Raw genomic sequence first — 26926 nt, forward strand, 5'->3', positions numbered from 1 at the left:
CGCCCCCGAAAAAGTAGGGCGCACCGCCGGACACGTACGGAAAACGCCCCCAAACACCACTCAAGAGTGGCAACTCGCACGCAACGCCGATCACCGGAGGTCCCGTGTGAAACCTGGCCATCTCCCTGGCCAGGTGGGCGAATGCCGCCTAGCGGACCCCTGCGTTCGGGCCCTGCAAAGATGTGCCAGAGTTGCCACGTCGGCCCTGTCAGCACGTACCGTACGGCGACACGGGCGGGACCAGTGGGACAGCGGGAAGGGGCAGTCGGGTTGACCACGCACGCACCGCAGGCGGCGCAGGCCGTCACGCTGCCCACGACACTGGACGAGGCCGTGGCGGTGCTCACCGCCACGCCCGCCGCGGTGCCGGTGGCGGGCGGCACCGACCTGATGACGTCCGTGAACTCCGGCCAGCTGCGGCCCGCCGCGCTGGTCGGACTCGGCCGCATCAGCGAGATCCGGGGCTGGCAGTACCAGGACGGGCACGCCCTGCTCGGCGCGGGACTCACCCACGCCCGCATGGGCCGCCCCGACTTCGCCGCCCTCATCCCGGCGCTGGCCGCCGCCGCCCGCGCCGCCGGCCCGCCGCAGATCCGCAACGCGGGCACCCTGGGCGGCAACATCGCCTCCGCCGCCCCGACCGGCGACGCGCTGCCGGTCCTGGCCGCGCTGGAGGCGACCCTGATCATCGCGGGCCCGTCCGGGGCCCGCCGGGAGATGCCGGTCTCACACCTGCTGGCCGGCATGGAGATGCTGCGCGCGGGCGAACTGATCGGCCACGTGCGCGTGCCGCTGCTGCACGCCCCCCAGGTCTTCCTGAAGGCCACCGGCCGGACCGGTCCGGGGCGCGCGCTGGCCTCGGTGGCCCTGGTCCTCGACCCGGCCCGGCGCGGCGTGCGCTGCGCGGTCGGCGCCATCGCGCCGATGCCCCTGCGCCCCCTGGACGCCGAGGAGTGGGTCGCCCGGCTCATCGACTGGGACAACGGCCGCGCGATCGTCCCGGAGGCCCTGAGCGCCTTCGGCGAGTACGTCGCCGCCGCCTGCATCCCGGACGCCACGCCGGCCGAGGACGGCTCCGCGCAGCAGCTCCCGCCCGCCGTACTGCACCTGCGGCGCACCGTCGCCGCGCTGGCCCGACGAGCACTGGGGAGGGCGCTGTCGTGACCGACGACCAGCAGGGAGAGGGCGCCGCGCCCCGCGGCGGCGGGCGTTGGGACCCGCTGCCCCAGGGCGAGTACGACGACGGTGCCACCGCCTTCGTGAAGCTCCCCGAGGGGGGCGTCGACGCGCTGCTCGCCTCCGCCGACAGCCCGCTCGCCGCGCCGGGCCACGGCTACGTGCCGCCGCAGATCACCGTCACGCCCGCGAGCACCGCCGGCACCGACCCGGCGGCCACCGCCTGGGCGACGCCGCCCGACGGCACCCGGTGGCAGCAGGCCCCGGACGCCGGGGGACCGGCGGCGCAGCGCTTCCCCGGGCAGGGGTACGCGGGACAGGAGTACGCCGGGCAGGGGTACGGGAGCGGGTCGTACGCGGCCCCGGCCGAACCGGACGCCTACTCCGGCCAGGTGCCCTACCAGGGCCACGGCGGGCCGGACGGTTACCCGGCGCAGGACCCGTACGGGCGGCCCGGCCCGGAGGCCCACGGTGGCCAGGCCGGACAGCCGGGGCAGCGGCCGGCGGACGGCGGGCACGACGACCGGTTCGCGTACCACCCGGACGCCTCCGGTCAGTGGGACCTGGGTGGCGAGGCGCCCGCGCCCGCCCCGGGCCCCGGCGCCGCCGGCCCCGACACCGCCGGACGCGGTCCCGCCGGGCCCGGCCCGTCCGGGCAGTGGTCCATCCCGCTGGCCGAGGGCGAACTCCCCGACGACTCGGGCGAGTTCACCACGTCGTCGCTGGCAGGCCAGTGGGCCGGCGGCGCCGCTCCGCCGGCCACGCTCCCGGGCGGCGCCGCCGCGCCCTGGGCGCCCCAGCCGGCCGGACAGCCGTGGGGAGAGCAGGGGCGGGAACGCCCCGGTGGGCTGCCGGACGCCGGTCCCCGGACCGACGGGCGCGGCGAGGCACTCGCGGGCGGGGAGGCCCCCGCGCCCGCCGAGGCCGGTGGGGTCCACGGGGCGACGGAGGGTGCCGGAGCTGGTGGGGCCAGTGCGTCCGGCGTGACCGGCGGGGTCGGCAGTGCTGCTGAGCCCGGTGGGTCCGCCGATGCCGGCGGTGCTGCCGGCGCCTCGGCGTCTGCCGAGGCCGGAGCGTTCGGCGCGACCGGTGAGACGGCCGAGAGCAGCGCCCCCGCCCAACCTGACGATCATGCTGGTGCGGCTGGTGCGGCTGGTGCGGCTGGTGCGGCTGGTGCGGCTGGTGCGGCTGGCGCCGGCGAGGCCGAGGCGACTCCTGGGTCCGTCGAGGCCGAGGAGGTCGTCGAGGCGGGCGAGGCGCCTGGGCCGGAAGGGCCCCAGGAGGCCCCTGAAGGCCCCGTGGAGCCCTCCGTGGCCCCCGCGGGGCACTCCGAGGCCACCCAGGGGCCGGAGGCCGCCCAGGCCCCCGTGCCGGACCCCGCCCAGGCCCCGGTGCCGGACCCGGCGTCCGACGGGGAGGCACCCCCCGGGACCGGCTCCGCCCCGCTGCCCGAGCCCGTCGCCGACCCCGCCGCCGACCCCGCGGCCACGGGCCGGGGAGCCTCGCTCGGCGCCCACGACGAACACCCCCTCGCCTCCTACGTGCTCCGCGTCAACGGCGCCGACCGGCCCGTCACCGACGCCTGGATCGGCGAGTCGCTCCTGTACGTGCTGCGCGAACGCCTCGGCCTCGCGGGCGCCAAGGACGGCTGCTCCCAGGGCGAGTGCGGCGCCTGCAACGTGCAGGTCGACGGCCGCCTCGTCGCCTCCTGCCTCGTCCCGGCCGTCACCGCCGCCGGCAGCGAGGTGCGCACCGTCGAGGGGCTGGCCACCGACGGCCGGCCCTCCGACGTCCAGCGGGCCCTCGCCCGGTGCGGCGCGGTGCAGTGCGGCTTCTGCGTGCCCGGCATGGCGATGACCGTGCACAACCTCCTGGAGGGCAACCCGGCCCCGACCGAGCTGGAGACCCGCCAGGCCCTCTGCGGCAACCTGTGCCGCTGCTCCGGCTACCGGGGCGTCCTGGAGGCGGTCCGCGAGGTCGTCGCCGAACGCGCCGCCGACGCCGGGACCGAGGGGGAGGAGGACGCCGGCCCCGGCGAGGACGAGGCCCGCATCCCGCACCAGGCCGGGCCCGGCGCGGGCGGTGCCGGCCCCTCCGCCTTCGACCCGGCGTCCCGGGCCGCCGCCCCCGACCCGCACGGGGGCCCCCCGCACGACCACCGGCCGCCCGAGGGCCGGCCCCCGTACGACCAGCCCTACGACCAGCCGCCCCACGGTCAGGACGGAGGCCAGGCGTGAGCGACGAGACCGCCGCCGCGGAGGCCGGCGCGGCGCAGACCGACCCCGACGCGCCCCCGCTCGGCCTCGGCGCGTCCCTGCAGCCCGCCGACGCCCGCGCCAAGACCGAGGGCACCTTCCCCTACGCCGCCGACCTGTGGGCCGAGGGGCTGCTGTGGGCGGCCGTCCTGCGCTCCCCGCACCCGCACGCGCGCATCGTCTCCATCGACACCAGCCACGCGCGCGAGATGCCCGGCGTCCGCGCGGTGATCACCCACGAGGACGTGCCTGGCACCCCGCTGCACGGCCGCGGCCGGGCCGACCGGCCGCTCTTCGCCTCCGAGGTCGTACGCCACCACGGCGAACCCCTCGCCGCCGTCGCCGCCGACCACCCGGACACCGCCCGGATGGCCGCCGCCGCCGTCATCGTCGAGTACGAGGTGCTCGACCCGGTGACCGACCCGGAGCGGGCGTTCGAGGCGGAACCGCTGCACCCCGACGGCAACCTGATCCGGCACATCCCGCTGCGCCACGGCGACCCGGACGCCGCCGGCGAGATCGTCGTCGACGGCCTCTACCGCATCGGCCGCCAGGACCCCGCCCCCATCGGCGCCGAGGCCGGCCTCGCCGTGCCCCGCCCCGACGGCGGCGTGGAGCTGTACCTGGCCTCCACCGACCCGCACGGCGACCGCGACGCCGCCGCCGCCTGCTACGGGCTGGAACCCGAGCGCGTCAAGATCGTCGTCACCGGCGTGCCCGGCGCCACCGCCGACCGCGAGGACCAGGGCTTCCAGCTCCCGCTGGGCCTGCTCGCCCTCAAGACCGGCTGCCCGGTCAAGCTCACCGCCACGCGCGAGGAGTCCTTCCTCGGCCACGCCCACCGCCACCCCACCCTGCTGCGCTACCGCCACCACGCGGACGGCGAGGGCCGGGTGGTGAAGGTCGAGGCACAGATCCTGCTCGACGCGGGCGCCTACGCCGACACCTCCTCCGACGCGCTCGCCGCCGCCGTCGCCTTCGCCTGCGGCCCCTACGTGGTGCCGAACGCCTTCATCGAGGGCTGGGCGGTGCGCACCAACAACCCGCCGTCGGGCCATGTGCGCGGCGAGGGCGCGATGCAGGTCTGCGCCGCCTACGAGGCGCAGATGGACAAGATCGCCAAGAAGCTCGGCCTCGAACCCGCCGAGGTCCGGCTGCGCAACGTGCTCGCCACCGGCGACGTGCTGCCCACCGGCCAGACCGTCACCTGCCCGGCCCCCGTCGCCGAACTCCTGGAGGCGGTACGGGAGTTCCCGCTGCCGCCGCTGCCCAAGGACACCCCCGAGGACGAGTGGCTGCTGCCCGGCGGCCCCGAGGGCGCGGGCGAACCGGGCGCGGTGCGGCGCGGCGTGGGCTACGGCATCGGCATGGTGCACATGCTCGGCGCGGAGGGCGCCGACGAGGTGTCCACGGCCACCGTCCGGGTCCAGGGCGGGTCCGCGACCGTGCTGTGCGCGGCCGTCGAGACCGGCCAGGGCTTCACCACCCTCGCCCGGCAGATCGTGCAGGAGACCCTCGGCATCGACGACGTGCGCGTCGCCCCGGTCGACACCGACCAGCCGACGGCCGGCGCGGGCTGCCGGGGCCGGCACACCTGGGTGTCGGGCGGCGCGGTCGAGCGGGCCGCGAAGATGGTCCGCACCCAGCTCCTCCAGCCGCTCGCCCACAAGTTCGGCATGTCCACCGAGCTGCTCCAGATCACCGACGGCAAGATCACCTCGTACGACGGGGTGCTGTCGACCACCGTCACCGAGGCGATGGACGGCAAGGAACTGTGGGCCACCGCGCAGTGCCGCCCGCACCCCACGGAGCCCCTCGACGCCGCCGGGCAGGGCGACGCCTTCGTCGGCATGGCGTTCTGCGCGATCCGCGCGGTCGTCGACGTCGACATCGAGATCGGCTCCGTGCGCGTGGTGGAACTGGCCGTCGCCCAGGACGTGGGCCGGGTGCTCAACCCGGCGCAGCTCGCCGCCCGCATCGAGGCGGGCGTCACCCAGGGCGTGGGCATCGCGCTCACCGAGAACCTCCGCACCCCGCGCGGGCTGGTCCGCCACCCCGACCTCACCGGCTACGCCCTGCCGACCGCCCTGGACACCCCGGACATCCGCATCGTCAAGCTGGTCGAGGAGCGGGACGTCGTCGCCCCCTTCGGCGCCAAGGCGGTCAGCGCGGTGCCCGTGGTGGCGTCCCCGGCGGCCATCGCCTCGGCGGTGCGCGCGGCCACCGGCCGCCCGGTCAACCGGCTGCCGATCCGCCCCCAGGCCGCGGTGGTCACGGGCTGATCCCGCGCGGCGGGGGCGTTGTCGGTGGGACGCCCTAGTGTGGCGGTCGGTGGGGCGGTCGTGCCCGCCGGGACCAGACGCGCGGGGGACGCATGAGCACACCGACCGGGTACCGCCCCGATCCGTACCGGACGGGGTACGACACCGATCCGTCAGCGGCCGGGCACCGCCCCGATCCGTACGCCGCGCACCGGCCCGCGCGGCGCCGCCCCGCCCCTGTGCCGCGCTCCCTGGCCGGTTGCGCGGCGGTGGCCGACGCGCTGGCCGCCCTGCGCGCCGGTGCCCGGGGGCCCGCCGCGACGCCCCGGTGGGCGGCCGCGCTGCTGGGCGACGATCCGCGGGCGCTGCGCGCGGTGGCGTCGCTGCTCCGGCCGGCCTGCGCGGCGCACGGTCCGGTCCGCCCCGGCGGCCTCGCCCTGGACCTGCCCGCCCGGCTCCTCGCGGAGGGCTTCGGCGCCGGGCGGATCGTCCGCTTCGAGGACGTGGACTTCCCGGCCGGGCTCACCCACGAGCCGAGCCGCCGTTTCCTGCGCGAGGTGGGCCTGCCCGAGGACGGACCGGGGTTCCGCCTCGACACGGACGTGCCGCTGCCGACCCTGGCGGAACTCCACGCCCTCACCGACGACCCGGACGCCTACGCCGACGCCCCGGACACCCCGCCGATACCGGGCACGGACCACCTGATCCACCTCGGCCGCCTGCCGGACGACGGCCGGCTGCTCCTCGACGGCACGACAGGCACGGTCCTCCACCTCACGACGACCGCCGCCCGCCCCCTCACCACGGACCTCTCCACCCTCGCCCTCACCCTCTGGCTCACCCACCGGTCGCGGACCGGCCCGGGGAAGGCGGAGCCCCTCCGGGCGGACGGCTACCGGAACCCGGCCCGCACAGAAGCCCCGGCGGCGGCCCCCAGCCGCGAAACCCGCCCTCGCGTCCCGGGTCCCCGCGGAACGACGCCCGCCCCGCCGGGCCCGGCGAGCCGGCGATGGACACCACCCCGCACCCCCCCTCCGACCTGCCGCCCCGCATCCCCAACGCGGTCTTCCACGACGACCGGGACTTGTCCTTACGGCGTCAGGATCAGACGAGTTGGCGAAGTCCATCAAGGACGCGTTGCATGAGGGCGGTGGTGGCGACCCTTTCCATCCGGCCGGCCCGCGGCCTGGTCTCGCCTGGCACCCGAGCCGGCAGGCCGGGAACGCATGGCGGCTTCGGAGGCTCACTGAGTGGCATCTCAGCCCAGACGACCTTGCCGCCGACGTTCGGACGGTAGACGTCCCACCGTTCGGTGATGGCCTCGATGAGCAGCAGACCGCGTCCACCCTCGGCGTCGTCGTCCGGCTTCTTCCTCACAGGAGCATCAGTGCTGCGATCCCAGACCTCGATGTACAGCCGGGCGTCGGTGATCCGAAGTTGTACCCCGATGACGTGCGCCGCCGTGATCGCCGTCCACCTCGGCTGCGGCTCGGTGATGCCGGTTGCCTCGACCGCGTTGGTGACGAGTTCGCTCACCACCAACTCGGCAACGTCGATGCAGTCCGGCACCTTCCAGCGCTGGAGCGTCTGCCGGATGAACATACGCGAGCAACTGACCGCTGAGGAGACCGCGGCCAGGCGCAGATTGGTCGCGTAGTACAGGTGAGGCGTGGACGTCTCGTTCACCAGCACACCCCGTGCGAGAGGTACGACTGATGTACGAGTCCCGTCGCGTCAGTCCGAGCGAACCACACTCGGCCCGCTAAGGCGTCCTCGATGACGGCGCGCATCAGGCGGGCCAGTTCCGGCATGGAGTGCAGGTGCCGGTAATCCGGCACGACCACATTGCGCACGCCATGCTCGGTGCAAAACATGACGAGGGCGTCCCAGGCGGCCGACTGCTGCCGGCGATGCTCTACGAACACCTTTTCAAGAGCGAAGTGATCCCGGCCGGCAAAGGCTGACAGGTCACTCCGAAGGCGCTCGACGGTATGCACCGACAGATCAGGCAGCGCGCGAATGTAGCCGTAGGCAGTCGGTTTCACCCTGGTCATCGGGCCACCCCTTGGACGACCCACAGCTTCACGCCGAGTTCCTGCTCGATGTGCTCACGCATGGCAAGCTGGAGACCCGGCAGCCGGGCGAAGTGCCAAAGTGACGGCACGATCACGTGCTTCACGCCGCTGCCCTTGATCGCCTCGGACAACGAAAACAGGGCCGACTCGTCGTCATTCAGCCGCTCGATGAACAGCCGCCGCAAAGCGAAACCCTCACGATGAGCGTGTGCCGCAAGTTCCCGTTCGGTTGCGTTTGATTCGTCGGCGCCGTCACCGTTCACAGCAAGGCGCATGTAGCCATACATGGTGGGTCGCATCCGTTCCTCCTGGCCGACTGGAACGGGCAACCGGTAGCGGGCTCGTACGTCAACCACAACCGGTCGCCCGATGAGCCAGATAAGCCCTGTGACGTGCAAAAACCCACAGCAGGAGTGATGCACGAATGCCGCATCTGTGCTGCACTTGGATGCCTGGCCTGCACGAACGTGCCCGTAAGTCCTATGGTGTTGGCCTGCCCAATGTCAGCCGGAGGGGGATGGGCGATGCCGGTCAAGCGCATACGCCTGGTGCAGCACCGTAAGGCCGCCGGATTCACTCAAGAGGGATTAGCCGAACATCTCGGCGTCGAGCGGTCCACCGTGGGTCGCTGGGAAAGCGGCGAGACGGAGCCGCAAGCGTACCTACGTCCTAAGTTGGCACGCGCGCTCAAAGTAACGTCAGAACAACTGCAAGAAGCTCTTGCCGATGTCACCGTGCTTCAAGCGCAGCCGAATGAACGCATGACGTATGCGCTCCAAAATCCGGCTTCCGCCGACTTGATGGTCGTGGCCTACCTGCACGAGCGACTGCGGCAACTGGACGAGTCCTACGACGAGGCATCGTCCACCGGACTGCTGGGCCCAGCGGGACAGGTGCACGGTCAGGTGAAGTCCCTCCGGGAGAACGCCACCAACCCGCGTGTGCGTCGGGCGCTTTATGAGGTCGAGGCCGACTCGGCAACCCTGATGGGCCAACTGGTGTGGGACGTCAGCCAACGGCGAGACCACCAAGCGCCGCTGGGCTACTTCCAGGAATCAGTCGAGGCGGCCCGGCATGGGCATGATCCGTCCACGGAGGCATACGCGACGCTCCGCATGTCGTACGTAGCGCTCTACGGCGAGAAGGACCCGACGCGTGGGGTCATGCTCGCGCAGCGGGCAGCCGAAGTCGCCAAGCCGGCCAGCCCCTCGCTCACGGGTTTGAGCCTGCTTCACGTTGCCGAGGGGCACGCCATGACCGGCGCGACCAGCGAGTGTGAAGCAGCGCTGAAGAAGGCCGAGGACCAGTTCGCTCGCATTCATCCCGATGATGTGGCCGCGGCGTACTACACGCCCAACGAGTACAACCGGCTGGCCGGAAGCTGCTATCTGTTCCTCGGTCTCCCCGAACGCGCTGAGCCGATCCTCCGTATGGCCACGGGAGCGCTGGCGAACAAGAAGAAGTCCCAGGCCATCGCGCTCGGCAACCTGACACTGGCGCTCCTCCGGCAAGGCAAGCTGGACGAGGCGGCATCCGTGATGCACCGCACCATTGACGCGGTGGAGCTGACGCGCGGTGGGGGCGGTCTCAACCTGGCGTTCTCTGCTGGGCGTGAACTGCGGCAGTGGCGGCGGGAACCGTGGGCACAAGACATCAACGACCGGCTGCTTGCTCTGATGGCAGCGATCTGAGTAAGGGCGGGGTGGGCGTGATCGACATCGGCCAGGCGAAGCAAGAGCTGCGCGAGAAGGTGTGGCGCCGTCTCATCGACGGCGGCGGCGCACCGGATGACTCCTACGGGAAGATCCCCGGCTTCCACGGCGCCGAAGACACTGCCGAGATGCTGGCAGGTCAGGACTTCTGGCGCCGCGCCACCACCGTGAAGGCCAACCCCGACTGGGCGCAGCTTGCCGTCAGGGTCCGTGCGCTCAAGGACGGTAAGCGTCTCTACATGGCCGTCCCGCGCATGGCATCACCGCAACCCTTCTACCTGCTCGATCCGGAGAACCTCGGGCTTCCTCCCGAGGAGGCCGCCGAGAAGAAGGGCGCGGCTCGGATCGCCCGCCGGATCGGGGTCGAGTCGATGGAACCTGTCGACGTCGTGGTGTGCGGCAGTGTCGCCGTGAACCGCTCCGGCGCGCGCATCGGCAAGGGTGCTGGGTACTCCGACCTGGAGGTCGCCCTCTTGATCGAGGCGGGCTTGGTGACGGATCGGACGGTGATCGTCGCGCCGGTTCACCCGCTCCAGGTGGTCGAGGAGGACATCCCCGAGACGGAGCACGACTTCAGCGTGGACTGCATCGTCACTCCCGACGAGGTGATCCCCTGCCCCAACCGCAGGCGTCCGCGCGGCATCGTCTGGGACGATCTGACCACCGACAAGATCGCAGCCATCCCCGTGCTCACCCAACGGGAACGCCAGGGACGCGCGTAAGGGCCTCGAACAGCCTCTGGCCCGAAGCACACTTCGGCTGCGTCGTACCCGGCCTGTTGCGCGCGTCTCCCGGTCATGTTCCACAGGCCCGAGTAACCCAGCTCTGTACCGCGTCAGCCATGGACCATGGCTGACGCGGTTCGAGGAGCCAGGGCGGCAAGCGGCTTACCCGGCTTCGTGACGACAGGAGCCACAGAGCCGGGAGGCACTGGCTGTTCCGCGTTTACGCAGCTCATGCTGCGTATAAGAGGCCGTGACGGGATTCGAACCCGTGTCGCTCGCTTTGCAGGCGAGTCCCTGAGCCGCTCGGGTACACGGCCGCGCTCTCGTGCGGTGACCCGACCGTAGGCCGGGGCCGAGGGCGCGCTCAAGGCAGACCGGGGCGGCGCAACACGACTGCCATACGGCGTTCACGGGCGGCGGGGAGCTTGGGCCCGGGGACGTACGACCAAGGTCGGGCGACCGTACCGCCTCCCGACAGGAGTCACCGCGCGGTGCGCCCCTTACTCTGGCGGTCATGACCGTCCCCGAGCCGCGCGACACCGATGTCGCCGTCCCCGCCGTCCCCGCCGTCCCCGCCGCCCCCGCGCCCGCGGATGCCCTGGGCCACCCGGGCCCCGCCGATCCCGCCGGGGCCGCCATGTCCCCGCCGGACGGCGAGACCGTGCTGAGCCGCGCCTACCGGGCGCTGAGCATCGGCATCGTCTCCGTCGTCGTCCTGATCGCCTTCGAGGCGACGGCGGTCGGCACCGCCATGCCCGTCGCCGCCCGCGAACTGGACGGCGTCTCGCTGTACGCGTTCGCCTTCTCGGGGTACTTCACGACCAGCCTGTTCGGGATGGTCCTCTCCGGCCAGTGGTCGGACCGGCGGGGCCCGCTGGCGCCGCTGACGGTGGGGATCGGCTCCTTCGCGGCCGGACTGGTGCTTTCCGGAACGGCCGGCGCGATGTGGCCGTTCATCCTCGGCCGGGCCGTGCAGGGCCTCGGCGGCGGGCTGGTCATCGTCGCCCTCTACGTGGTCGTCGGCCGCGCCTACCCGGAACGGCTGCGCCCGGCGATCATGGCCGCGTTCGCGGCGGGCTGGGTCGTGCCCTCGGTCGTCGGACCGCTCGCCTCCGGCGCGGTGACCGAGCACCTGGGCTGGCGCTGGGTCTTCCTCGGCATCCCGGCGCTCGTGGTCTTCCCGCTGGCCCTCGCGCTGCCCCAGATACGCCGCCGCGCCTCCGGCTCGGTGGGGGAGCCCGGGGAGCGCGGGACGGCGCCGGCCTCCTTCGACGGCCGCCGCATCCGCCTCGCCCTCGCCATCTCCCTCGGCGCCGGGCTCCTCCAGTACGCCGCCCAGGACCTGCGCTGGATCTCCCTGCCGGCCGGCGCGGCCGGCGTCGCCCTGCTGGTCCCGGCGGTCCTCGGGCTGCTCCCCCAGGGCACCTGGCGGGCGGCGCGCGGACTGCCCTCCGTGGTGCTGCTGCGCGGGGTGGCCGCCGGTTCCTTCATCGCCGCCGAGTCCTTCGTCCCGCTGATGCTGGTCACCCAGCGGGGACTGAGCCCCACGCTCGCCGGGCTCTCCCTCGCGGCCGGCGGCGCGACCTGGGCCTTCGGCTCCTGGCTCCAGTCCCGGCCCGGCATGGAGGAGCGCCGCGAGCGGCTCATGTCCTTCGGCATGCTGCTGGTGGCCGCCTCCATCGCCGTCGCGCCGAGCGTGCTGATCCCCGCCGTGCCGGCCTGGATCGTGGCCGTCGCCTGGGGCTTCGGCTGCTTCGGCATGGGGCTGGTGATCTCCTCCACCAGCGTGCTCCTGCTGCGGCTCTCCGCCCCCGAGGAGGCCGGCGCGAACTCCGCCGCCCTCCAGATCTCCGACGGCCTGTCCAACGTGATCCTGCTCGCCGCGGGCGGGGCCGCCTTCGCCGCCCTCGGCGGGGGCACCGTCACCCATGCCGCGGCCGACGTCACCGGTTCCCACCCGGCCGCGTTCGCCGCGGTGTTCCTGCCCATGGCCGCGGTGGCCCTGGCCGGGGCCTGGGTGGCGACCCGGCTGCGCGAGCGGTGAGCCGCGGGGCGCGCCCGCGCCGGCTGTGACGTCGGTCCCACCCCGGGCCGGCGGGGCGTGGTCCTGGCCCGGTCCGGCGCGGGGCGCGGATAGGGTGGCCCGGTCGTCATACGTGGCCGCCGTCCTACCCCCCTCGGAGACCGTGACTACCACCGCCAGCCCCAGCGCCTCCCACCACCTCTCCCCGGCCTTCCCGGGCCGTGCCCCCTGGGGCACCGCCGGCAAGCTGCGGGCCTGGCAGCAGGGGGCGATGGAGAAGTACGTCCAGGAGCAGCCCCGGGACTTCCTGGCGGTCGCCACCCCCGGGGCGGGCAAGACCACCTTCGCCCTGACGCTCGCGTCCTGGCTGCTCCACCACCACGTCGTGCAGCAGGTGACCGTCGTCGCGCCGACCGAGCACCTGAAGAAGCAGTGGGCGGACGCCGCGTCCCGGATAGGGATCAAGCTGGACCCGGAGTACAGCTCGGGCCCGCTCGGCCGCGAGTACCACGGCGTCGCCGTCACCTACGCGGGCGTCGGCGTCCGCCCGATGCTGCACCGCAACCGCTCCGAGCAGCGCAAGACCCTCGTCATCCTCGACGAGATCCACCACGCCGGCGACTCCAAGTCCTGGGGCGAGGCGTGTCTGGAGGCGTTCGAGCCGGCCACCCGGCGGCTCGCGCTGACCGGCACCCCGTTCCGCTCCGACACCAACCCGATCCCGTTCGTCACGTACGAGGAGGGCGACGACGGCATCCGCCGCTCGGCCGCCGACTACACCTACGGGTACGGGTCCGCGCTCGCCGACGGCGTCGTGCGGCCGGTCATCTTCATGAGCTACAGCGGCAACATGCGCTGGCGCACCAAGGCGGGCGACGAGATCGCCGCCCGGCTCGGCGAGCCGATGACCAAGGACGCGATCAGCCAGGCGTGGCGCACCGCGCTCGACCCGCGCGGCGAGTGGATGCCGGCCGTGCTGCGCGCCGCCGACCAGCGGCTGACCGAGGTGCGCAAGGCCATCCCGGACGCGGGGGCGCTGGTCATCGCCGCCGACCAGGAGTCGGCCCGCGCCTACGCCAAGCTGATCCGGGAGATCACCGGGGACAAGGCCACCCTGGTCCTCTCCGACGACACGGGCGCGTCCAAGAACATCGACACGTTCAGCCAGGGCACCGACCGGTGGATGGTCGCCGTCCGCATGGTGTCCGAGGGTGTCGACGTGCCGCGGCTGGCGGTCGGGGTGTACGCCACCACCATCTCCACGCCGCTGTTCTTCGCCCAGGCCGTCGGCCGCTTCGTCCGCTCCCGGCGACGCGGCGAGACCGCCTCGGTGTTCCTGCCGACCGTGCCCGACCTGCTCACCTTCGCCAACGAGATGGAGCGCGAGCGCGACCATGTCCTCGACAAGCCCAAGAGGGGCGGCGAGGACGACCCGTACGCCGAGTCCGAGAAGGAGATGGAGGAGGCGAACCGGGAGCAGGACGAGGACACCGGCGAGCAGGACATGCTGCCCTTCGAGGCGCTGGAGTCCGACGCCGTCTTCGACCGGGTCATGTACAACGGGGCCGAGTTCGGCATGCAGGCCCACCCCGGCAGCGAGGAGGAGCAGGACTACCTCGGCATCCCGGGGCTGCTCGAACCCGACCAGGTCCAGCTCCTGCTGCAGAAGCGGCAGGCCCGGCAGATCGCGCACAGCCGCAAGCGGCCCGACGAGGAGGCCGACCTGCTCGAACTGCCGGCCGAGCGGCGTCCGGTCGTCTCGCACAAGGAGCTGATGGAGCTGCGCCGGCAGCTCAACACCATCGTCGGCGCCTACGTCCACCAGAGCGGCAAGCCGCACGGCGTCGTCCACACCGAGCTGCGCCGGGTGTGCGGAGGCCCGCCGAGCGCCGAGGCCACCGCCGGGCAGCTGCGTCAGCGCATCGACAAGGTGCGGGAGTGGGCGACCCGGATGAAGTGACCCGCGTGACGGGTGAGGCCCGCGGACGCGGTGCGTACCGGGACAATCGCGGAGGGTTCGCCCAGGTGACTGACCGGATTCTGGACGGAGCCTTCCGCTGAGCGGACCTGGGTCGCTACTGTCCCGCTACGCACACGCCCCGTGGCAGCGCTGCCGCGGAGCGCAGCCGTGAAGCGACTGGGTCCGGGCACAAGGCCGGGCCGTCAGCCGACCGGCGGCCTCTCTGAAGCGCGTCGCCGACGGGACTCGGTGACGCACATGCCGCGAGGGGGCCGCCGACCTCACCACGAAGGAGTGGGCGTCGTGACCGCGGAGACCTCCCAGACGCTCGACAGGGGACTGCGGGTCCTCAAGCTGCTGGCCGACACGGACCACGGACTGACCGTCACCGAGCTGTCCCACCGGCTGGGGGTGAACCGGACCGTGGTGTACCGGTTGCTCGCCACGCTGGAACAGCACGCCCTCGTCCGCCGCGACCTCGGCGGACGCGCCCGGGTGGGACTCGGGGTGCTCGGCCTGGGCCGTCAGGTGCACCCGCTGGTGCGCGAGGCGGCGATGCCGGCGCTGCGGTCGCTGGCCGAGGACATCGGGGCCACCGCCCACCTGACGCTGGTGGACGGCGCGGAGGCGCTGGCCGTGGCGGTGGTCGAGCCGACCTGGACCGACTACCACGTGGCCTACCGGGCCGGGTTCCGCCACCCGCTGGAGCGGGGCGCCGCGGGCAAGGCGATCCTCGCCGCCCGCCGGTACCGGGCCGCCGATCACGACGACCCCGGCTTCACCCTGACCCAGGGCGAACTGGAGGCCGGCGCGTGCGGTGCCGCCGCGCCGCTGATAGGGGTGAGCGGGGTGGAGGGCAGCGTCGGGGTGGTCATGCTCTCCGACGTGGTGCCCGAACGGGTCGGCGTCCGGGTGATGGACGCGGCCCGGGAGGTCGCGGAGGCGCTGCGCTGAGCGGTGCGGGCGCCCGCCCGGCCGCCGGGCGGGGCGCGTTAGATTGACCCCGTGCTCTCACGTCTCACGCGTCCCCGTGCCCTGGCCGTCTGCGCCCTGCCCGTCGCGGCCCTGCTGGCCACCGCGGTCTCCGCGCCGCTGCCGTTCTCCGTGGCCCGGCCCGGACTGACGGCCGACGTGCTGGGCGAGAACAAGGGCACCCCGGTCATCACCGTCTCCGGAGCACCGACACGGACCACCGAGGGCCAGTTGCGGATGACGACGATCGAGGCGACCGGGCCCGACGCCGACATCCGGCTCGGCGAGGTGATCGGCGGCTGGTTCGACACCGACAGGGCGGTCATGCCGCGCGACGCGGTCTACCCGAGCGGCGGGAACGTCCGCGAGATCGAGCGGTACAACGAACGCCAGATGGCGCGGTCCCAGGACGCGGCGACCACCGCCGCCCTCGGCTACCTGGGCCGCGACGGCCAGGGCATCGACGTCACCCTGCGGCTCGCCGACGTCGGCGGCCCCAGCGCCGGGCTGATGTTCGCCCTCGGCATCGTCGACAAGCTGGACGGCGACGGCAGCGGCGGCGACCTCACCGGCGGCCGGGTCGTCGCCGGCACCGGCACCATCACCGACCGCGGCGCGGTCGGCGCGGTGGGCGGGGTGCCGTTGAAGACGCAGGCCGCCCGCCGGGACGGCGCCACCGTCTTCCTGGTGCCGAAGGCCGAGTGCGCGGACGCGCGGGCGGAGCTGCCGAAGGGCCTGCGGCTGGTCCCGGTCGCCACGCTGGAGGGCGCCGTCGACGCCCTGCGCGCCCTGGCCACCGGCAAGGGCGACGTCCCCGCCTGCTGACGGCGGGGCCGGGGGCCCCGCCGCCCCGCCTACTTCTCCTTCACGAAGCCCTTCTCCTTCATCCAGTCCAGCGCCACCTGGTGCGGGTCCTGGCCGTCCACGTCGACCTTCGCGTTCAGCGTCTGCGCCACGTCGTTGTCCAGCGCCTTGGTGACCGGCGCCAGCACGTCGGCGATGGCCGGCCACCTCTTCAGCGTCGAGGTCCGGATCACCGGCGCCGCGTTGTAGTTCGGGAAGAACTTCTTGTCGTCCTCCATCACCACCAGGTTCATCGACTTGATCCGCCCGTCGGTGGTGAACACCTCGCCGTAGGTGCAGGCGCCCTTCGCGGTCTGCGTGTAGATGATGCCGGTGTCCATCTGCGTGACGTTGCCGGCCGGGACGCGCATCCCGTACCTCTTCTCCATGCCGGGCAGGCCGTCCGCCCGGTTGGCGAACTCGCCCTCCACGCACAGCGTCACCGCCCCCGGGTCGGACGCGGCCAGCTCGGCCACCTGCGAGAGGGTGTTCGTCCCGTACCTGCGGTGGTTGGCCTGGTTCATGGCCAGGGCGTAGGTGTTGTTGAGCTTCGACGGCGGCAGCCAGGTCAGGCCGTGCTTCAGGTCGGCGTCGTGGACCGCCTTCCACTGCTGCCCGGGGTCGGGGATCGGGTGGCTGTGGCCGAGGTAGGTGATCCAGGCGGTGCCCGTGTACTCGTACGTGGCGTCGGCGTCGCCGTTCTCCACGGCGGCGCGGGTGCCGACCGAGCCCTGGATGCCGGTGCGGTCGAGCACCTGCGCGCCGGCCGCCTGGAAGGCGATGCCCATGATGGCGCCGAGGACGAGCTGCTCGGTGAACTCCTTGGAGACGACCGTGAGGTCGGCCCCCTCCAGCGGCCGGCCCTGGCCGACCGTGCCCGGCCCCACGTTGTCGACCATCGGCGATCCGCTGGTCAGGCCGCAGCCGGAGGCGGCCACGAGGACCGCCGCCAGCAGCAGGCACGTACGCCTTCTCATGTCCCCACCTCCAGGCCGCGGGGCCGCATCAGGACCTCGGCCAGCGAGGCCAGCCAGTCCACCAGCAGCGCCAGCGCCACCGTCAGCACCGAGCCCAGCACCAGTACCGGCATCCGCTGACTGGTGATGCCGGTGGTGATGAGCACGCCGAGTCCGCCGCCGCCGCCGAAGGTGGCCAGCGTCGCGGTGCCCACGTTCAGCACCAGGGCCGTGCGCACGCCCGCCAGGATCAGCGGCACCGCCAGCGGCAGCTCCACGCGCGTCAGCACGCCGAGCGGCGACATCCCGATGCCGCGGGCCGCCTCCAGCAGCGTCGGGTCGTTGGCCCGCAGTCCCGCGATGGTGTTCGACAGCACCGGCAGGACCGCGTAGATGATGATGCCGATCAGGGCCGAGCGGCGGCCGATGCCCAGCCAGATCACCAGCAGCGCCAGCAGGCCGATGGCGGGTGTCGCCTGGCCCATGTTGGCGAACGCCATCGCCACCGGTGTCGCCCTGCGGAACGCCTTGCGGGTCAGCAGGATGCCGAGCGGGATGGCGATGATCAGCACGAAGAAGGTGGAGATCACCGTGAGCTGCACGTGCTGCCACAGCGCCTTGGTGACCTGGCCGTCGGAGAGCGCGTTGCGGCTGAGCTGGTCCAGGTCGGCCTGGCGGAACCAGAGCCAGGTCGCCAGCAGCACCACGATCAGCGCCACCGGCAGGACCGTCAGCCGCTGCCAGGTGAGCCGGGCCGCGGGGGCCCGTGGCGGCGGTCCGGGCTCCCGCCCGTCGTCGTCCGGTTCGTGCGCGTGGTCGTCGTGGTCGTCGTGGTCGTCGGGGAAACCGGGCTGCCGGGGGCCGTGGTCGCCGGCGGGGTACCGGCCGGGGGAGGTGCTCACGCCTTCGCCGCCTCCCCGCCCGGTCCGCCGACGCCCTCCTGCTCGGAGTGGGTCTGTCCGGCCCGCGCCTCCTCCAGTTCGTGCCGGTGCTCCAACGCGTCCAGCCGGTCCTCCTCCAGCAGTTCGTGCACCGAGTTCATCAGGGTCTCCATGTCGACGACGCCGGTGTACTCGCCGCGCCGCCCGGTGACCGCGACCCGCCCCGCGTTGTCGGTGAGCACCGCCTCCAGCGCGTCCCGCAGCGTCGCGTCCCGGGTCACCGTGTCGTTGACCAGCGTCCCGGCCCGCGCGAGGGAGCCCTTGGCCCGCATCAGGTCGCCGCGCCGCAGCCACTTGTAGGGCCGCCCGCGCCGGTCCAGCAGCAGGATCTCGTTGGTGCCGCCCGCCCGCAGCAGCCCGAAGATGTGCTGGAGCGGGTCGTCCACCGTCACCGTCGGGTAGTCGGTGATCTCCACGTCCCGCACCCGGGTCAGGTTCAGCCGCTTCAGCGCCGCCCCGGCGCCGACGAACCCGGAGACGAAGTCGTCCGCCGGGTTGGTCAGGATCGCCTCGGGCGTGTCGAACTGGGCGATGTGCGACCGCTCGCGCAGCACGGCGATCCGGTCCCCCAGCTTGATCGCCTCGTCGAAGTCGTGGGTGACGAAGACGATCGTCTTGTGCAGTTCGTGCTGGAGCCGGATCAGCTCGTCCTGGAGGTGGTCCCGGGTGATCGGGTCGACCGCGCCGAACGGCTCGTCCATCAGCAGCACCGGCGGATCGGCGGCCAGCGCCCGCGCCACGCCCACCCGCTGCTGCTGGCCGCCGGAGAGCTGACGCGGATAGCGGCCCTGGAACTCGCCGGCGTCCAGGCCGACCAGGTCGAGCATCTCCTCCACCCGCGCGCGGACGCGCGTCTTCGACCAGCCGATCATCTTCGGCACCAGCGCGATGTTCTGGGCGACCGTCATGTGCGGGAAGAGACCCGAGGACTGGATCGCGTAGCCGACCTTGCGGCGCAGCCGGACCGGGTCGATGTCGGTGACGTCCTCGCCGTCGATGCGGATGCGTCCGCCGCTCGGCTCGATCAGCCGGTTGATCATCTTCAGCGTGGTGGACTTCCCGCAGCCCGAGGGCCCCACGAAGATCACGGTCTCGCCGGCCCGGATCTCCATGGACACGTTCTCCACGGCCGGCTGCGGATTGCCCGGGTACCGCTTGGTCAGGCCCTCCAACTCGATGGTCGCGCCCGTCGTGGCGCCCGGCGTCGTCTCAGGCACGGATCCCCCTGGAGATGGTCAGCCGCCCCAGCAGGACGTAGGCGGCGTCGAACAAGAGCGCCAGGATGATGATTCCCAGCGTGCCGGCGAGTACCTGGTTGAGCGCGTTCTTGCTGCCCAACGAGGCGATCCCGCGGAAGATCTCGTTGCCCAGCCCGGGACCGGAGGCGAACGCGGCGATCGCGGCGATGCCCATCAGCATCTGCGTCGAGACCCTGATCCCGGTCAGGATCGGCGGCCAGGCCAGCGGGAGCTCCACCCGCAGCAGCCGGGCCGCCCGCGACATGCCGATGCCCTTGGCCGCGTCCACCAGCGCGGGGTCGACCCCGCGCAGTCCCACGATGGCGTTCCGCACGATCGGCAGCAGCCCGTACAGGGTCAGCGCCGTCACCGTCGGCGGGACGCCGAGCCCGACCACCGGGATCAGCAGGCCGATCATGGCCAGCGAGGGGATGGTCAGGATGCCGGAGGTGACCGTGGTGGCCAGATTCCCCGCCCAGTCGCTGCGGTAGGTGACCACCCCGATCAGCACTCCCAGCACGGTGGCCGCCACCATGCACTGGAAGACGGCGCTGGCGTGCTGGTAGGCGTCGGTGAGCAACTGTTGATGGCGGTTGCCCAGGAACTCCCAGAAGTTCACGTCCCCCCCTCCTCTCGGCTGGGCCGGCTCCCCGAGCGGCCGGCCGGTTCACTCGCGTCTACCCTCGTTTCCGGCCGCCTGTTCCACCAGCGGGATGATCCGCAGCGGAACCGGGTTTTCCATCACGATCGCCGTGGCGGCCCGGACGATGCCATCAAAACCGACGACCCGGTCGATCACCCGCTGAAGATCGGCATTGGAACGGGCCACCAGGCGGCACAACATGTCCCCCGTACCGGTGGTCGTGTGCAGCTCCAGCACCTCCGGGACGTTCGCCAAGTGCGCCCGCACGTCGGGCCCTTGGCCCTGGCGGATCTCCAGCGTGGCGAAGGCCGTCACCGGATAGCCGAGCGCCGCGGGATCGACCTCCGGACCGAAACCGCGGATGACTCCATTCGACTGAAGCCGGTCCAGCCGCGCCTGCGCCGTGCCCCGCGCCACCCCCAGGCGGCGGGACATCTCCAGCACCCCGATCCGCGGCTCCCGGGCCAGCAGCCCGATGATCCGTCCGTCCAGACGATCGATCCCCATCGCACCCCTCCGGCTGGTCATCCTGTACAGATCGCCCGCCCCCACCGACGGGGTACTGGTCAGACTGCCCAGTGAACGCGCGAACTATTGCGCACCTTGCAGACGCGGGGGATTCTGCGACTATGACGCAGACCACACACCACTCTCCCGACACCGCACGGCAGGCCGACCCCTTCCCGGTCAAGGGAATGGACGCGGTCGTCTTCGCCGTGGGCAATGCCAAGCAGGCCGCGCACTACTACTCCACCGCCTTCGGCATGCAGCTGGTCGCCTACTCCGGACCGGAGAACGGCAGCCGCGAGACCGCGAGCTACGTGCTGGAGAACGGCTCCGCGCGCTTCGTCTTCACCTCCGTCATCAAACCCTCCACCGAGCGGGGCCGCTTCCTGGCCGAGCACGTGGCCGAACACGGCGACGGCGTCGTCGACCTCGCCATCGAGGTCCCCGACGCGCGCGCCGCCCACGCCTACGCCGTCGCCCACGGCGCCCGCTCCCTCGCCGAGCCGCACGAGGTGAAGGACGAACACGGCACCGTCGTCCTCGCCGCCATCGCCACCTACGGCAAGACCCGGCACACCCTGGTCGAGCGCACCGGCTACGACGGGCCCTACCTGCCCGGCTACACCGCCGCCCAGCCCATCGTCGAGCCGCCCGCCCGCCGCACCTTCCAGGCGATCGACCACTGCGTCGGCAACGTCGAACTCGGCCGCATGAACGAGTGGGTCGGCTTCTACAACAAGGTCATGGGCTTCACGAACATGAAGGAGTTCGTGGGCGACGACATCGCCACCGAGTACAGCGCCCTCATGTCCAAGGTCGTCGCCGACGGCACCCTCAAGGTCAAGTTCCCGATCAACGAGCCCGCCGTCGCCAAGAAGAAGTCCCAGATCGACGAGTACCTGGAGTTCTACGGCGGCGCCGGCGTCCAGCACATCGCGCTGGCCACCAACGACATCGTGGAGACCGTGCGCCAGATGAAGGCGGCCGGCGTCCAGTTCCTCGACGCCCCGGACTCCTACTACGAAACCCTCGGCGAATGGGTCGGCGACACCCGCGTGCCCGTCGACACCCTGCGCGAGCTGAAGATCCTCGCCGACCGCGACGAGGACGGCTACCTGCTCCAGATCTTCACCAAGCCGGTCCAGGACCGTCCGACCGTCTTCTTCGAGATCATCGAGCGCCACGGCTCGATGGGCTTCGGCAAGGGCAACTTCAAGGCCCTCTTCGAGGCGATCGAGCGCGAGCAGGAGAAGCGCGGCAACCTCTGAGACCGGGGCGCCACGCGCCCAGGGCCTCTCGTTCGGATCACCCCGGGCTCGCGGGGCCCGGCCGGACGCAACGAAAGACCCTAGAGGGGCGGCGGGCTCCCCAACGGGGGCCCGCCCAGCCCGTCCAGCGCCTCCCGCGCCGCCGGGGCGTGCAGCGGCGAGAAGTACGGGTTGATCCGCAGCGCCTCCTCCAGACGCCGCCGCGCCGGACCTACGAGGCCCAACTCCCGTTCCACCATGCCCCGGTGGAAGGCGTACAGCGCGCTGCGCACCCCGCCGCCCCGGGTGCCGTCCGTCGCCGTCACCGCGAACCCGAGAGCCTCCTCGTCCCGCCCGGCCCGGTGCAGCGCCCAGCCCAGCGCGTCCGCCACCTCCGTCGACGGCTGCCGCCCCCACTCCGCCCGCAGCCGCTCCACCGCCGCCTCCGCGTCCCCGTGGTCCGCCTCGGCCAGGCCCAGCACCAGCGACCCGTCCGCCCCGGCGGCCTCGGCCTGCCGCACCCGCTCCCGCACCCGCTCCCCCTGCTCCGCGGCCTCCCGCCCCCGCCCCAGCGACGCGAACAACTCGCCCAGTTCCCGCGCGTACTCCGCGTCCGGCCGCGCCGCGTACGCCGCCCGGTACGCCGACACCGCCTCCTCGGTCCGGCCCAGCGCCGCCAGCGCCCGCGCCTCGCCCGCCCGCGCCTGCGCCCGGTCCGGGCCGGCGCGCAGCGCCTCCCGGGCGTAGCGCAGCGCCTTCTCCCGGTCGCCCCGCTCGAAGGCCAGCCGGCCCGCCTGCTCCAGGTACGCGGCCCGCTCGGCCGGCGTCCCGGCGGCCGCCGCCGCGTCCGCGACCTGCGCCTCCGCGTCCTCCCGCCAGCCCCGGTCCCGGTAGACGGCCGCCGCCCGCGCCCGCACCGCGGGCAGCCCCGGCCGCAGCTCCAGCATCCGGTCGAGCGCCTTCCCCGCCGCCTCGTGGTCGCCGAGCCCGGTGTACGCGTCGATCAGCACCGCCTGCGCCGTCCACCGCTTCGGCCCCCGCCCCGCCGCGCGCTCGCCCCACGTCCGCGCCTCGGCGAAGTCCCGCCGCGCCACCGCCAGCGCCGCCAGCGACTCCAGCGCCCCCGGATCGCGCGCCGCCCCCGTCTCCAGCGCCGTGCGCAGCGCCCTCTCGGCCCGCGGCCAGTCGGCGGCGTCCGCCGTGCGCCGGCCCCGCTCCACGTAGGCCGCGCCCAGCACCGCCCACGCCTCCCCGTCCCCCGGGCGCTCCCGCACCCGCGCCTCCCCGTCGCCGATCAGCGCCGCCAGACCGGACAGGGCCGCCGGCGCGCCCGCCGCGACCGCCCCGCGCGCCGCCGCCGCGGGACCCGGCACCGGCGGGGGAGCGCCCCCGTCCCGGTCCGCCACCAGCACCAGCGCCCCGCCGAGCACGGCACCGCCGGCGACGCAGACGATCAGCACCCGGCGCGCACGGCCGGCCCGGCGCCGGGGACGGCGGCCCGGGGCGCTCGACGTGTCGTGGTCCATGGCGCCCACTGTGCGCCCGTACGACAAGCACACCCGGGCAGGTGACAGGTGCCGTCCACGGGGTTCACACCGATGGCCCCGGCTGCCACGCTGTGATCATGAGCCGCATCGAAGCGCCACGCGACGAAGACGGCGCCGCCGGCACCCTCGTCGGCCGCCTGCTGGGCGTCCTGCCCCCCGACTCCGTGCTCACCGACCCCGACGTCACCGCCTCCTACGCCCACGACATGGCGAGCTTCTGCCCGGCCGGCACCCCGGCCGCCGTCGTCCTGCCGCGCACCGTGGAGGAAGTCCAGCACGTCCTGCGCACCGCCACCGACCTGCGCGTCCCGGTCGTCCCGCAGGGCGCCCGCACCGGACTGTCCGGCGCCGCCAACGCCACCGACGGCTGCGTCGTGCTCTCCCTGACCAGGATGGACCGCATCCTGGAGATCGACCCCGTCGACCGGATCGCCGTCGTCGAACCGGGCGTCGTCAACGCCGTCCTCTCCCGCGCGGTGGAGGAACACGGCCTTTTCTACCCGCCGGACCCCTCCAGTTGGGAGACCTGCACCATCGGCGGGAACATCGGCACCGCCTCCGGCGGCCTGTGCTGCGTCAAGTACGGCGTCACCGCCGAGTACGTCCTCGGCCTCGACGTGGTGCTCGCCGACGGCCGTCTGATGTCCACCGGCCGCCGCACCGCCAAGGGCGTCGCCGGATACGACCTCACGCGCCTGTTCGTCGGCTCCGAGGGCTCCCTCGGCGTCGTCGTCCGCGCCGTCCTGGCGCTGCGGCCGAAGCCGCCCGCACCCCTCGTGCTGGCCGCCGAGTTCGCCTCCGCCGCCGACGCCTGCGACGCGGTGTGCCGGATCATGGAGGGCGGGCACGTGCCGTCCCTCCTGGAGCTGATGGACCGTACGACCGTCGAGGCCGTCAACGACCTGGCCCGCATGGGGCTCCCGGAGACCACCGAGGCCCTGCTGCTCGCCGCCTTCGACACCGCCGACCCGGCCGCCGACCTCGCCGCGGTCGGCGCGCTGTGCGAGGCGGCCGGCGCCACGCAGGTGGTCCCCGCCGAGGACGCCGCCGAGTCCGACCTGCTGCTCCAGGCGCGGCGCCTGTCCCTCACCGCCCTGGAGGCCGTCAAGGGCACCACGATGATCGACGACGTGTGCGTGCCCCGCTCCCGGCTCGGCGCGATGCTGGAGGGCATCGAGCGGATCGCCGCGAAGTACCGCCTGACCATCGGCGTCTGCGCCCACGCCGGTGACGGCAACACCCACCCCACGGTCTGCTTCGACGCCCGGGACCCCGACGAGTCCCGGCGGGCCCGGGAGTCCTTCGACGAGATCATGGCCCTCGGGCTGGAGCTCGGCGGCACGATCACCGGCGAGCACGGCGTGGGGGTACTGAAGAAGGAGTGGCTGGCGCGCGAGATCGGCCCCGTCGGGCTGGAGATGCAGCGGGCCGTGAAGAAGACCTTCGACCCGCTCGGCATCCTCAACCCGGGCAAGGTGTTCTGACCGGCCGTCCCGCGCGCCCCTCGCACCGTCACCGGGCGAGCAGCTCGGCGATTCCGTCGTCGATGCCGAGCTGTTCGCCCTCCGACCCCGGCGGCACCGCCCGCAGCGTCCGCTCCAGCCACGCCGACACCTGTGCGGCGGGCGCCTCCAGCAGGGCGTCGCCGTCGGGGCTGCTCAGCGCGATCAGCACGACGCTGCGGCCCTCGGCCTTCGACGGCCACACCCGCACGTCCCCCTGCCCGCCCGGCCGGAAGACGCCCTCGACCAGCAGATCGCGGGCGAACGTCCAGTGCACGGGGTGGCCCGAGTCGATGTGGAAGGTGACGTGGACCGCGTAGGGGTCGTCGGAGTGGTAGGCGAGCAGGGCGGGGACCGCGAGTCCCCGCTCGGGCGACAGGATGAGCCGCATCTCCAGTTCGCGTTCGACCACGATGGGGTGCATGGCGGTGTCCTTCCTCGGTTCTCGTACGGTTTCGCGGGGGCCGCGGTGAGCGTCCCCGTACGAGGGAGAGGAGGCGGGGGCGTGAGCATTACGCGAGTTCGCGAAAGTTTTTTCCGGACCTCCGTCCGGTGGGCCCCCGAGGGGCACGCCCGCCATGTGAAGGTCCGGGCACAGGCGTTGCCCGAAAGGGGCCCGTCCGGCCGGACGGGCGGTATGGCGTGTTCCCGTCTGGTAGATGTGGACACTCCCCCCAACCATCCCCGAGCAGATACGGGACGACGGACATGAGCGCCCCAACCCCGGCACCCGGCGACGACAGGCCCCGCGAGGGGTATTACCCGGACCCCTCCATCCCCGGATACGTCCGGTACTGGAACGGCGCCTCCTGGGTGGCGGGCACCAGCCGGCCGGCTCCCCGGGACGGCGAGTCGCTCGCCCCGCCGCCCGGCGCGCTGCCCTCCGTGGAGGAGACCGGCCCGCACTTCTTCGACGAGGACCCGCTCCAGGAGCCGCCCCCGGCCGCCGCGTCCCAGCACGGCAGCCGCCCGGAACCGGCCGCCGCGTGGGGCGCCGACGCGCAGCCGGCCGGCACCGGAGCCCCCGAGGTCGCCTGGCCCAGCCCGCCGGGCCCGGACCAGGGCGCCGTGCAGGACGCCGACCCGCGGGTGGACCCGAGGGTGCCGCACTCCCCGGCCCCGGTCCCGCACCCGGCCGCGCCGTCGCCCGCGGCCGCCTCGCCCGCCTCGCCCGCCTCGTCCGCCTCGTCCGCCGTCGGCACGGACGGCACGGACGGCGCGCGGGGCGGCGGCACGGGCACGGCCGGCGCTCCCGCGCCCGCCGAGGCGCCCGCCGCCTCCGCGCCCGGCGACACCTTCGTCTTCCGCCGTCCGGGCGCGGGGCCCGGGACCGCGGCACGGCCGGCGCCGACGGCCGCCGAAGGGCCCGCCGACGAGGGCACCATGACCTTCCGTCCCGTACCGCCGCGCACGGCGGGGGAGCCGGGGCCCCGGCCGGGCCCCGGTCCCGGCGCCGGGAAGGCCGCCGCCGCCCGCGCGGGCGCGGCACGGGCCGGAGCGCCGGCCCCGGCCGCCCCCGCGGCCCCGTCGCCCGCCCCGTCGCCGGCGTCCGGGCCGTCCGGCCCGCAGGGGGCGGGACCGGCTCTTCCCCGGCAGCCGGCGAGCCCCGGGCCCGCCGAGGCCCCGCAGCAGCCCGCCGTCCCCTTCCCGCCGGTCGCCCCGGCGGCGCCGCTGGCGGCCGGACCCGGCGGCGGCCAGCCGTCCTGGGCCCAGCAGGTGCACCGGCTCGCCGCGACCGGCGGCGACGAACAGCCGCCGGTCGCGCCCTGGAAGCCCCCGGTCGACGACGTGTTCCAGGCCGCCGCCCGGCGGCAGGCGGCGGCCCGCCCCGCGCCCCTCGGCAAGCGGCTCGCCGCCCGGCTGGTCGACACCGTGGTCCTCGCGGGCGTCACCGCCGCGGCCGCCGTCCCCCTCGGCACCCGGGCGGCCGACCACCTCCAGGCCAAGATCGAGGAGGCCCGGCTCTCCGGGGAGACGGTCACCGTCTGGCTGATCGACGGCACCACCGGCCCCTACCTCGGCATCGTCCTGGCCGTCCTGCTGCTCTTCGGCGTCGCCTACGAGGTCCTGCCCACCGCCAAGTGGGGCCGCACCCTGGGCAAACGGCTGCTCGGCGTGGAGGTGCGGGACATCGAGGCGCACGAGCCCCCGTCCTTCGGCGCCGCCCTGCGCCGCTGGCTCGTCTACAGCGTCCCCGGCCTCCTGGTGATCGGCGTCGTCGGTGTGGCCTGGTGCCTCTTCGACCGCCCCTGGCACCAGTGCTGGCACGACAAGGCGGCCCACACCTTCGTCGCCGGCTGACCCCGCGGCGCCGCCGCCCGGGGCCTGATGTCCGGGCGGCCG

The 26926-nt window shown here is 73.8% G+C and carries 23 protein-coding genes and 1 tRNA gene; 13 read left to right on the forward strand and 11 right to left on the reverse strand.

All coding sequences use genetic code 11. The features are described from left to right. The first annotated feature begins 270 nt into the window (after positions 1-270). The 4 genes from VM636_RS19120 (at position 271) to VM636_RS19135 (ending at position 6837) form a co-directional block, all read left to right on the forward strand. Complete coding sequence (locus VM636_RS19120) at positions 271-1164, forward strand: FAD binding domain-containing protein (RefSeq protein WP_030418454.1); 894 nt, start codon at positions 271-273, stop codon at positions 1162-1164. Beyond that, entirely contained in the window at positions 1161-3413 is a 2253-nt protein-coding gene (locus VM636_RS19125) for a 2Fe-2S iron-sulfur cluster-binding protein (protein ID WP_338485207.1), read from the forward strand. Before VM636_RS19120 ends, VM636_RS19125 begins: the two co-directional genes overlap by 4 nt. Further along, entirely contained in the window at positions 3410-5713 is a 2304-nt protein-coding gene (locus tag VM636_RS19130; RefSeq protein ID WP_030418452.1) for a molybdopterin cofactor-binding domain-containing protein, read from the forward strand. Before VM636_RS19125 ends, VM636_RS19130 begins: the two co-directional genes overlap by 4 nt. A 92-nt stretch (positions 5714-5805) precedes the next feature. Continuing rightward, positions 5806-6837 (forward strand): SUKH-4 family immunity protein, encoded by a 1032-nt coding sequence (locus VM636_RS19135; protein WP_338485208.1) that lies wholly within the window; start codon positions 5806-5808, stop codon positions 6835-6837. Here VM636_RS19135 and VM636_RS19140 read toward each other — a convergent pair. Genes VM636_RS19140 through VM636_RS19150 form a run of 3 tightly spaced genes read right to left on the reverse strand, consistent with a single transcriptional unit; the run spans position 6797 to position 8066 of the window. Next, positions 6797-7378, reverse strand: coding sequence for an ATP-binding protein (locus VM636_RS19140; protein ID WP_234340433.1), 582 nt, complete (start codon positions 7376-7378; stop codon positions 6797-6799). The two genes, VM636_RS19135 and VM636_RS19140, sit on opposite strands and share 41 nt — an antisense overlap. Beyond that, on the reverse strand, positions 7375-7746 hold the full coding sequence (locus VM636_RS19145; RefSeq protein ID WP_053913933.1) for a hypothetical protein: 372 nt from the start codon (positions 7744-7746) through the stop codon (positions 7375-7377). The genes VM636_RS19140 and VM636_RS19145 overlap by 4 nt, the downstream gene beginning before the upstream one ends. Further along, on the reverse strand, positions 7743-8066 hold the full coding sequence (locus VM636_RS19150; protein ID WP_338485209.1) for a hypothetical protein: 324 nt from the start codon (positions 8064-8066) through the stop codon (positions 7743-7745). Before VM636_RS19150 ends, VM636_RS19145 begins: the two co-directional genes overlap by 4 nt. A gap of 225 nt (positions 8067-8291) precedes the next feature. On the opposite strand from VM636_RS19150, the gene VM636_RS19155 reads away from it, so the two are divergent. Together VM636_RS19155 and VM636_RS19160 are read left to right on the forward strand one after the other, a co-directional pair. Next, positions 8292-9458 carry a helix-turn-helix transcriptional regulator gene (locus tag VM636_RS19155; protein ID WP_053913935.1) on the forward strand — a complete coding sequence of 389 codons (1167 nt, stop codon included), beginning with the start codon at positions 8292-8294 and terminating at the stop codon, positions 9456-9458. Between the two features lie 17 nt (positions 9459-9475). Continuing rightward, positions 9476-10201 carry a 5-formyltetrahydrofolate cyclo-ligase gene (locus VM636_RS19160; RefSeq protein ID WP_199825494.1) on the forward strand — a complete coding sequence of 242 codons (726 nt, stop codon included), beginning with the start codon at positions 9476-9478 and terminating at the stop codon, positions 10199-10201. Positions 10202-10449: 248 nt separating this feature from the next. On the opposite strand, the gene VM636_RS19165 is transcribed toward VM636_RS19160, so the two are convergent. Next, a tRNA-Cys gene (locus VM636_RS19165) sits at positions 10450-10521 on the reverse strand. Between the two features lie 197 nt (positions 10522-10718). On the opposite strand from VM636_RS19165, the gene VM636_RS19170 reads away from it, so the two are divergent. From VM636_RS19170 to VM636_RS19185, 4 genes are all read left to right on the forward strand, one after another. Beyond that, a complete protein-coding gene (locus VM636_RS19170; RefSeq protein ID WP_338485210.1) occupies positions 10719-12248 on the forward strand; it encodes an MFS transporter in 1530 nt (509 codons plus the stop codon). A gap of 142 nt (positions 12249-12390) precedes the next feature. Continuing rightward, complete coding sequence (locus VM636_RS19175; protein ID WP_338485211.1) at positions 12391-14187, forward strand: DEAD/DEAH box helicase; 1797 nt, start codon at positions 12391-12393, stop codon at positions 14185-14187. A 303-nt stretch (positions 14188-14490) separates the two neighbouring features. Beyond that, positions 14491-15141 (forward strand): helix-turn-helix domain-containing protein, encoded by a 651-nt coding sequence (locus VM636_RS19180; RefSeq protein ID WP_030418448.1) that lies wholly within the window; start codon positions 14491-14493, stop codon positions 15139-15141. A gap of 51 nt (positions 15142-15192) precedes the next feature. Continuing rightward, complete coding sequence (locus VM636_RS19185; RefSeq protein WP_030418447.1) at positions 15193-15984, forward strand: S16 family serine protease; 792 nt, start codon at positions 15193-15195, stop codon at positions 15982-15984. Between the two features lie 29 nt (positions 15985-16013). Here VM636_RS19185 and VM636_RS19190 read toward each other — a convergent pair whose 3' ends face one another. The 5 genes from VM636_RS19190 to VM636_RS19210 are packed head-to-tail and all read right to left on the reverse strand — an operon-like array spanning position 16014 to position 20287. Next, positions 16014-16979, reverse strand: coding sequence for a glycine betaine ABC transporter substrate-binding protein (locus VM636_RS19190; protein WP_030418446.1), 966 nt, complete (start codon positions 16977-16979; stop codon positions 16014-16016). After that, the gene (locus VM636_RS19195) at positions 16976-17860 is read right to left on the reverse strand and encodes an ABC transporter permease (protein ID WP_338485212.1); all 885 of its coding nucleotides are present in this window, start codon (positions 17858-17860) and stop codon (positions 16976-16978) included. Before VM636_RS19195 ends, VM636_RS19190 begins: the two co-directional genes overlap by 4 nt. After that, the gene (locus VM636_RS19200; RefSeq protein WP_030418444.1) at positions 17857-19116 is read right to left on the reverse strand and encodes a betaine/proline/choline family ABC transporter ATP-binding protein; all 1260 of its coding nucleotides are present in this window, start codon (positions 19114-19116) and stop codon (positions 17857-17859) included. The genes VM636_RS19195 and VM636_RS19200 overlap by 4 nt, the downstream gene beginning before the upstream one ends. Continuing rightward, positions 19109-19756 (reverse strand): ABC transporter permease, encoded by a 648-nt coding sequence (locus VM636_RS19205; RefSeq protein ID WP_030418443.1) that lies wholly within the window; start codon positions 19754-19756, stop codon positions 19109-19111. Before VM636_RS19205 ends, VM636_RS19200 begins: the two co-directional genes overlap by 8 nt. 48 nt (positions 19757-19804) lie before the next feature. Then, entirely contained in the window at positions 19805-20287 is a 483-nt protein-coding gene (locus VM636_RS19210) for an Lrp/AsnC family transcriptional regulator (RefSeq protein ID WP_030418442.1), read from the reverse strand. Between the two features lie 122 nt (positions 20288-20409). On the opposite strand from VM636_RS19210, the gene hppD reads away from it, so the two are divergent. Continuing rightward, positions 20410-21555, forward strand: coding sequence for a 4-hydroxyphenylpyruvate dioxygenase (gene hppD, locus VM636_RS19215; RefSeq protein ID WP_030418441.1), 1146 nt, complete (start codon positions 20410-20412; stop codon positions 21553-21555). A gap of 80 nt (positions 21556-21635) precedes the next feature. On the opposite strand, the gene VM636_RS19220 is transcribed toward hppD, so the two are convergent. Further along, the gene (locus VM636_RS19220) at positions 21636-23060 is read right to left on the reverse strand and encodes a tetratricopeptide repeat protein (RefSeq protein ID WP_030418440.1); all 1425 of its coding nucleotides are present in this window, start codon (positions 23058-23060) and stop codon (positions 21636-21638) included. A gap of 92 nt (positions 23061-23152) precedes the next feature. Here VM636_RS19220 and VM636_RS19225 point away from each other — a divergent pair, with 92 nt between their 5' ends. Beyond that, positions 23153-24565: an FAD-linked oxidase C-terminal domain-containing protein gene (locus VM636_RS19225; protein ID WP_030418439.1), complete on the forward strand. Its 1413-nt coding sequence runs from the start codon at positions 23153-23155 to the stop codon at positions 24563-24565. Positions 24566-24593: 28 nt separating this feature from the next. Here VM636_RS19225 and VM636_RS19230 read toward each other — a convergent pair whose 3' ends face one another. Then, positions 24594-25007 (reverse strand): SsgA family sporulation/cell division regulator, encoded by a 414-nt coding sequence (locus VM636_RS19230; RefSeq protein WP_030418438.1) that lies wholly within the window; start codon positions 25005-25007, stop codon positions 24594-24596. A gap of 284 nt (positions 25008-25291) precedes the next feature. Between VM636_RS19230 and VM636_RS19235 the strand changes: the two genes are divergently transcribed. Continuing rightward, entirely contained in the window at positions 25292-26884 is a 1593-nt protein-coding gene (locus tag VM636_RS19235; RefSeq protein WP_338485213.1) for an RDD family protein, read from the forward strand. The last annotated feature ends 42 nt before the right edge of the window (positions 26885-26926 follow it).

It is taken from the genome of Streptomyces sp. SCSIO 75703, from assembly GCF_036607905.1.
Taxonomy (GTDB): Bacteria; Actinomycetota; Actinomycetes; order Streptomycetales; family Streptomycetaceae; genus Streptomyces.

What these genes read in the sequence shown, in the direction of transcription:
- VM636_RS19210 (WP_030418442.1), bottom strand. Translation starts at nt 20,287, where the DNA reads ATGGGGATCGATCGTCTGGACGGACGGATCATCGGGCTGCTGGCCCGG.
- VM636_RS19170 (WP_338485210.1), top strand. Translation starts at nt 10,719, where the DNA reads ATGACCGTCCCCGAGCCGCGCGACACCGATGTCGCCGTCCCCGCCGTC.
- VM636_RS19155 (WP_053913935.1), top strand. Translation starts at nt 8,292, where the DNA reads ATGCCGGTCAAGCGCATACGCCTGGTGCAGCACCGTAAGGCCGCCGGA.
- VM636_RS19220 (WP_030418440.1), bottom strand. Translation starts at nt 23,060, where the DNA reads ATGGACCACGACACGTCGAGCGCCCCGGGCCGCCGTCCCCGGCGCCGG.
- VM636_RS19190 (WP_030418446.1), bottom strand. Translation starts at nt 16,979, where the DNA reads ATGAGAAGGCGTACGTGCCTGCTGCTGGCGGCGGTCCTCGTGGCCGCC.
- VM636_RS19150 (WP_338485209.1), bottom strand. Translation starts at nt 8,066, where the DNA reads ATGCGACCCACCATGTATGGCTACATGCGCCTTGCTGTGAACGGTGAC.
- hppD (WP_030418441.1), top strand. Translation starts at nt 20,410, where the DNA reads ATGACGCAGACCACACACCACTCTCCCGACACCGCACGGCAGGCCGAC.
- VM636_RS19135 (WP_338485208.1), top strand. Translation starts at nt 5,806, where the DNA reads ATGAGCACACCGACCGGGTACCGCCCCGATCCGTACCGGACGGGGTAC.
- VM636_RS19230 (WP_030418438.1), bottom strand. Translation starts at nt 25,007, where the DNA reads ATGCACCCCATCGTGGTCGAACGCGAACTGGAGATGCGGCTCATCCTG.
- VM636_RS19145 (WP_053913933.1), bottom strand. Translation starts at nt 7,746, where the DNA reads ATGACCAGGGTGAAACCGACTGCCTACGGCTACATTCGCGCGCTGCCT.
- VM636_RS19235 (WP_338485213.1), top strand. Translation starts at nt 25,292, where the DNA reads ATGAGCGCCCCAACCCCGGCACCCGGCGACGACAGGCCCCGCGAGGGG.